General features: G+C 43.6%; 7 protein-coding genes. 6 read left to right on the forward strand and 1 reads right to left on the reverse strand.

Annotated elements, in window-relative coordinates:
* The first annotated feature begins 2 nt into the window (after positions 1–2).
* Together ACW689_RS17845 and ACW689_RS17850 are read left to right on the forward strand one after the other, a co-directional pair.
* Positions 3–1,355, forward strand: coding sequence for an alpha/beta hydrolase (locus ACW689_RS17845; protein ID WP_476293407.1), 1,353 nt, complete (start codon positions 3–5; stop codon positions 1,353–1,355).
* Positions 1,342–2,460 (forward strand): GNAT family N-acetyltransferase, encoded by a 1,119-nt coding sequence (locus ACW689_RS17850; protein WP_476293409.1) that lies wholly within the window; start codon positions 1,342–1,344, stop codon positions 2,458–2,460. The genes ACW689_RS17845 and ACW689_RS17850 overlap by 14 nt, the downstream gene beginning before the upstream one ends.
* On the opposite strand, the gene ACW689_RS17855 is transcribed toward ACW689_RS17850, so the two are convergent.
* Positions 2,437–3,027, reverse strand: a complete 591-nt coding sequence (locus ACW689_RS17855) for a DUF938 domain-containing protein (RefSeq protein ID WP_476293411.1) — start codon at positions 3,025–3,027, stop codon at positions 2,437–2,439. The two genes, ACW689_RS17850 and ACW689_RS17855, sit on opposite strands and share 24 nt — an antisense overlap.
* Before the next feature lie 173 nt (positions 3,028–3,200).
* Here ACW689_RS17855 and ACW689_RS17860 point away from each other — a divergent pair, with 173 nt between their 5' ends.
* From ACW689_RS17860 to ACW689_RS17875, 4 genes are all read left to right on the forward strand, one after another.
* The gene (locus ACW689_RS17860) at positions 3,201–3,380 is read left to right on the forward strand and encodes a hypothetical protein (RefSeq protein WP_476293412.1); all 180 of its coding nucleotides are present in this window, start codon (positions 3,201–3,203) and stop codon (positions 3,378–3,380) included.
* Positions 3,381–3,554: 174 nt separating this feature from the next.
* Positions 3,555–4,934 (forward strand): class II fumarate hydratase, encoded by a 1,380-nt coding sequence (locus ACW689_RS17865; RefSeq protein ID WP_476293414.1) that lies wholly within the window; start codon positions 3,555–3,557, stop codon positions 4,932–4,934.
* 86 nt (positions 4,935–5,020) lie between these two features.
* On the forward strand, positions 5,021–5,527 hold the full coding sequence (locus ACW689_RS17870; protein WP_476293416.1) for a hypothetical protein: 507 nt from the start codon (positions 5,021–5,023) through the stop codon (positions 5,525–5,527).
* 9 nt (positions 5,528–5,536) lie between these two features.
* The gene (locus ACW689_RS17875; protein WP_476293417.1) at positions 5,537–5,929 is read left to right on the forward strand and encodes a hypothetical protein; all 393 of its coding nucleotides are present in this window, start codon (positions 5,537–5,539) and stop codon (positions 5,927–5,929) included.
* Positions 5,930–6,387: the final 458 nt, after the last annotated feature.

Raw genomic sequence — 6,387 nt, forward strand, 5'->3', positions numbered from 1 at the left:
ATATGAATATAATAATACTTCTAACAATCTTGCTCAGCTCAACCACTTCATGGAGTGGTTATGCAGCTGAGCAACAAACTCAGCAAGCAACGTGTTTGACCATCGCGTCCAGTTGGCAATCAATAGAAACTCTCCAAAAGCAGGGGCTCTATCGCTTTGCAATAGAAAAGGGCCCTGTCACTTGGCAAGTAGCACGCTCGGCACCTTACAGCGAGTACTTAGCCCAAGCAAAAGCCATCATAGAAAGTCGTAACCCCAGGGCACAGCTGCCATGTCCGATCACAACGCCAGTGAGCACAAAACTTGGCCTTGGGCAGAACGAGCTTAAGGTTGCCGATCTCATTGCCCCGTTTGAGCTCAGACAGTTTAGAAATGATCGAGCAGTGCTCTTACTCCATGGCTTAACCGACTCACCTTTTACCTTTCATTATCTTGCTGATTCACTTTATCAACAGGGGTTTAGCGTTCGCACCCTTTTACTGCCAGGGCACGCCACTGCGCCCGACGATCTGAGACGTGTGAATTATAAAGATTGGCAAGCCATCGTCGACTATGCAATCGCCAAAACTGCAAAAGACTTTAGTAACTTTTCTATCGTGGGGTATTCCACTGGAGCTGCATTAGCCATAACCCAGGTTGCCAAAAATCCACCCGAAAGTTTACGCGCGCTCGCCCTCATTTCACCAGCCAGTGAACCACACAATAAAAATGGTTGGCTGGCAAAATGGATAGCGAAAGTTCCTTGGCTAAATTGGATTGATGCCGATGCCGATCTGGACTTTGCTAAGTATGAGTCTTTTCCGTGGCAGGCCGCCGCACTCGCAGACCAAGCTATGAGCCAAATCAAATCTGTGAATTTACCTAAAACATTACCTTTGTTTAGTGCGTTAAGTGAAGTTGATACCACCATTGACAGTCAGGCCAGCTTGGCAATGCTGACTCGGTTTGCCACGTTAGCTAACAACCCAGACGACCACACATTACTCTATTATGGCAATATTAAATCCGCCAGAGTGCAACTGCCACCCGCGTACCCAATCACAACACCACTTTGCACACATGAAAGCTGTGATCAGGTGATAGATATGTCGCATATTGGTATTTTACAACCACCTGCACACCCCTATTATGGCTGGCATGGTGTATATCGCAGCTGTGGTGGCTACCTAGGCGAATTAAGCAAGTATTTAGAGTGCAAACGACATACATCCCCCTTGCTAGGGGAGCGAACGCAACACAATTTGCGTATGAAAAGGCCGTTACAAAGATTAACATTCAACCCTGCATACGATGACTTTGTAACGCAATTAGTCTCATTTTTAAACAAGTATCAAGACCGATATGTTCAACCATAAGTTTATCAACACAATTGATGCAGTATCACAAATACAGTGGGATGCACTTAACGATAACCTTTTTTGTAGCTATGCATGGTTAAGAGCGCTTGAGCACAGTGGCTGTGTATGCACAGAAACAGGCTGGCAACCGCAGCATCTGCTTGTTTTTGATAATGAACACCTGATAGCCATCATGCCCGGTTACATTAAAAGCCATTCTTATGGCGAATATGTATTTGACTGGTCATGGGCAGACGCTTATCAACGTTACGGGCTGGATTACTACCCAAAGTGGTTGTCTGGCGTTCCCTTTACGCCAATTCAAGGGCCAAGGATACTGTGCCGCCAACCAAGTAATCTACTGTATCAGTATATTAGTATGGTGTTAAAACAAGCCTGTGAGCAACGTCAATGGTCCAGCGTTCATATTAACTTTTTGCTCGAGCATACCGCGTTGTCTGACGCCTTTTTTGTTCGACATGGGGTCCAGTTTCATTGGTTTAATAGGCAGTATCAGTCCTTTGCTGACTTTTTAGACACGCTGACATCTCGTAAGCGTAAATCCATCAAAAAAGAACGACAACAAGTCGAACAGCATGCTTTACATATAGAATGGCTAACAGGTAAAGAGATATCATCCGACATACTGCAGCGGTTTCACTATTGTTATCAACTCACCTATTTGAAGCGTTCTGGGCATAAAGGCTACCTTAATTTGGCTTTTTTCGAGCAACTTATCAAAACAATGCCTGAGCAAATCAGGCTTTGCATCGCCAAAGAAAATCAGACCTTGGTTGCTGCAAGCCTCTACCTATATGATCAACATACGTTATACGGCAGATATTGGGGCGCGTTAGAAGCGTACGATGCACTTCACTTTGAGCTGTGCTATTACCAAGGAATTGAGTATGCAATCAAGCACCACTTGCAGTGTTTTGATGCAGGCGCACAAGGCGAGCATAAGATAACCCGGGGCTTTGAGCCTGTACAAACCTACTCTCTCCACCATATTCAGGACCGACTTTTTTCCAAAGCCATCAAAGATTTTATTGCCCAAGAGCAGACTCACATCGCTGATTACCAACAACAGTGCACTTCTTTACTGCCTTTTAAAAAGCAATAAGCGATTATTGGCTGGCATCTCATTATCGGATAGCAGACCAAGCTCAGCCTTGCTGGCCAAATCACAGATCCACTCAAAATCTCGAATGCCGCTTTGGACATCTTGGTTTTTTAAAAATGCATCAAACTGAGCATTACTATCGCAGGTAAAGCTGCCTTGATAATTAAAAGGCCCATAAAGACATAGCAACCCTTCATTCGCCAAATGCATCTTAACCGCTGCAAAGAATACTTCGACAAGTCTCTCGCTCACGATATGCATTGTGTTTGCAGTGTAGATCACTGGCACTTGCTCTATCGGCCAAGGCTCATTGAGATCTAAATGCAATGGCGAGCCTACATTTGCCAGCTGCGACTCATCAATCCATGCCTGAATACCCGCATGATTAATAGCCCTATCACTGGTTTGCCACTGCAAGTGAGGCAGCGCTCTTGCAAAATGAACTGCATGCTGCCCCGTACCCGATCCAATTTCTAAGACTTGACTATACTGTTTTAAATGTGGATGGAGAACCGACAATATGGCGGACTTATTATTTTCACAGGCTTGAGAGTAAGGTTTATCCATAAAAATCTCCTGCACAGAGGTTGAGCATTCATGCCCACTATTGAGGCAATTTGAGTCTCAAAATGCAAGTGTTCACACAAAAAACATTTTAACTAATTGAATTTTAACAGCTTCACCTATTGGTATGTCTCATGCATCACTGGTTGTGAATTAAATCACACGAGGACAACATTATGTTTATTTCTACCATCACTCACATGCCTATTTGCGAAAGTGGTCTCGTTGAGAGCCATGATGAGAACTTGTTCATGAATAGCGATGAATATCGCAAAGAAGTGCAAGATATATTAACGCCTACCGAACAAGAAGATGCGCCAAAAACAGCACAAACCTTCATTCTTGGTTATAACTAATCAGTCATTCTCATAGCTTTTGACACATTTCCAATACATGTGCCAAAAGCTATGCGCCAATCATATCCCCCTTTGTTAGAGCCTGAGCGATATTGTCATCGATTAGCAATTGATAACTCGTGTTAATGAGTTACGATAGCTGTGATCACTTCCCTAGGTATTCAAGGAGCTTACATGCCTAAATTTCGAAAAGCCCAGGACAGTATGGGCACACTCAATATTCCCGAGGATGCGCTTTATCAGGCACAAACTCAAAGAGCTATCGATAACTTTCCTGTAAGCTCACTCACTATGCCACCCGCTTTTATTCAAGCTTTAGCTCACATCAAGCAAGCTGCAGCGCAAGCCAATGTGAGCTTAGATAAATTAGCGGATAATAAAGCCCACGCAATCATCGACGCAGCACAAAGTATCATCGCGGGTCACTATATCGAGCAATTTCCTGTCGACGTATTTCAAACAGGCTCTGGTACCAGCTCAAACATGAACATCAATGAAGTTATCGCCTCGTTAGCAAGCAAGAACTGCAAAGATGAAATACATCCCAATGACGATGTTAACATGGGACAAAGCTCTAACGATGTAATACCTACGGCTATCCACATTAGTTGCGCACAGCTACTGACCAGTCAGCTTCTTCCCGCCTTGGCACATTTAAGCAAACAAATAGAACTGAAAGCTCGAGAAGTAGGACACCACGTCAAAACAGGGCGCACCCACTTAATGGATGCAATGCCTATAACATTTGCGCAAGTACTCAGCGGCTGGTTTACGCAAATACAAATGGCGAGCAAAGATATAGAAAGACATCTCAACAACATGTGTTCGCTTGCACAAGGCGGCACAGCCGTCGGCACGGGCGTTAATTCAAATAGTGAGTTTGTATCGGAATTCAATCGCCATCTGCGCGAAAACACACGCATCCCATTTAGGCCATCACATAATTTTTTCTACAGTATTTCAACTCAGGATTCCGTGGTCGGCTTATCGGGTGGCCTCAAAACTCTCGCAACAGCGATAATGAAAATAGCCAATGACTTGCGGTGGATGAACTCAGGGCCACTCTCAGGACTTAGCGAAATCGAACTTGAGGCGTTACAGCCTGGTTCATCGATTATGCCTGGAAAAGTCAATCCTGTTATACCTGAATCAACCGCCATGGCCTGCGCTCAGGTTATTGGCAATGACAGCACCATTACCATTGCAGGGCAATCTGGCAACTTCGAGCTGAATGTCATGCTTCCTGTAATTGCCTACAACATTATTCAAAGTATCGAGATACTGGCAAATACCAGCAAGCTTCTCGCTGACAAAGCTATCTCAAGCTTTAAAGTGAACAGCACCAACATCAACAAGGCTCTACATAAAAACCCAATTCTTGTTACAGCACTAAACCCGATCATCGGTTACGAAAAAGCAGCCAAAATCGCCAAGCTTGCGTATGAGCAACAGCGAGATATTCTTGATGTTGCAAAGGAGCACACCGATTTAAGTGAAACACAGCTGCAAGACTTGCTTGACCCGAAAAAACTCACCGAAGAGAGAGAAAAGTAACAGCTCAATGTAGTCACTTACATTATTTTTACTCTTGTCACTCGCGCATTTAACGTGCAAACTAGTTTAAAAACAAAGGAGTTATTATGGTAAAGCTTTCCACTGGACTTATTGCCGCACTACTGTTGAGCGGTTGCAATTACGCATCTCATGCTCCCGATGCTCAGGGAACTGACACTCAAAATACTGTGAATGTGCGATCTGAAAAAGTCACAAAAGCAGCGCAACCTTTAACTCCAGCTAAACAAAGATTAACCCCTTCAAGCCAAACAAACGCAACTGATATTACTACTTTGCATAACCAATTAAATGCATTGATACAAGATAAAAGCTGCGATACATCAGCTCATTGTCGAGTCATAGGGGTTGGCAGTAGAGCTTGTGGAGGCCCCAATAGCTACGCTATTTATTCAAGCAAAACGGCTTCGTCATCCCAAGTCGAAGCATTGGCGAAACAGATCACGGAACAAGAGCGCGCTTACAATAAAAAGAATAGCATGGTAAGTATTTGTGAACATTTAACTCTACCAAGCGCTCAATGCGTTGAAAATAAATGTGTTAAACTTTTCAATAACGCTCAAGCAACTTATTAAAGATACGCAATGAATTTGATTAAAACGTTAATGTCTACTGCCGTATGTTGCTCGTTACTGAGTGGCTGCGAACTGATATTGCCAATGCAACCTGTAGCGATAGAAAAGTCACAGTATGACACACTCAATGAATTAGTCGCTGATAAAAGCTGTGATGCCAGTTACCAATGTAAAGTGCTTGGGGTGGGTGAGAGAGCCGCATGTGAAGGCCCTAGCCGCTATATCATTTACTCTTCTAAGCAGGTAAATGAAAAAAAAATAGAGTCGATAGCTGCGTCTATTACCGAGAAAGAGCATATTGAAAATCAGAATAAGCCTGCTGAAGATAGATGTAAACAGGTTATCCCAGTGATCCCTATTTGCATCCAGAATAGCTGCCAACCATACATAAGCAAATACTAAATGAGCAGTTGCCCTATTAGAGAAATAACCACTATCAATAAGGCACTGCCTCCTGCGTACCAGATATAACTGATTTCAACTCGGCGCTTTACCCAATAGCAGTATAAAAAACGTAAAAAATAGCTTGCGGATGTGCCAAACAGCGCAAATATAATAAGTAGATAAATTAAGTAAAACGACACAACAACCCTTATCTGATATACCTACCTTAAATAGTAACGACAAACACCGCACTTTGCACTATGGGTGCAAAGCGTTGAAGACAACGAACGCAGTGAGGGCGCTTCCTTTGCGCATGTAGGGTGCAAAAGGTTAGCGACTTGAGCGAAGCGAAACGCTCTTTCGTGCAAAAGTTTAATGACACAGCGCGAAGCGAGTGCGTTTACTTTGCGCAAGGTGAAATGAGCTAGTTTATCCGCTGCTAAGGGACTTAAACGCAAAAAAGCCCGACTCTTTCG

The organism is Pseudoalteromonas sp. ABE4_541 (genome assembly GCF_056312285.1).

Coding starts and splice junctions, on each gene's coding strand:
- ACW689_RS17845 (WP_476293407.1), top strand. CDS start 3: ATGAATATAATAATACTTCTAACAATCTTGCTCAGCTCAACCACTTCA.
- ACW689_RS17850 (WP_476293409.1), top strand. CDS start 1,342: ATGTTCAACCATAAGTTTATCAACACAATTGATGCAGTATCACAAATA.
- ACW689_RS17855 (WP_476293411.1), bottom strand. CDS start 3,027: ATGGATAAACCTTACTCTCAAGCCTGTGAAAATAATAAGTCCGCCATA.
- ACW689_RS17860 (WP_476293412.1), top strand. CDS start 3,201: ATGTTTATTTCTACCATCACTCACATGCCTATTTGCGAAAGTGGTCTC.
- ACW689_RS17865 (WP_476293414.1), top strand. CDS start 3,555: ATGCCTAAATTTCGAAAAGCCCAGGACAGTATGGGCACACTCAATATT.
- ACW689_RS17870 (WP_476293416.1), top strand. CDS start 5,021: ATGGTAAAGCTTTCCACTGGACTTATTGCCGCACTACTGTTGAGCGGT.
- ACW689_RS17875 (WP_476293417.1), top strand. CDS start 5,537: ATGAATTTGATTAAAACGTTAATGTCTACTGCCGTATGTTGCTCGTTA.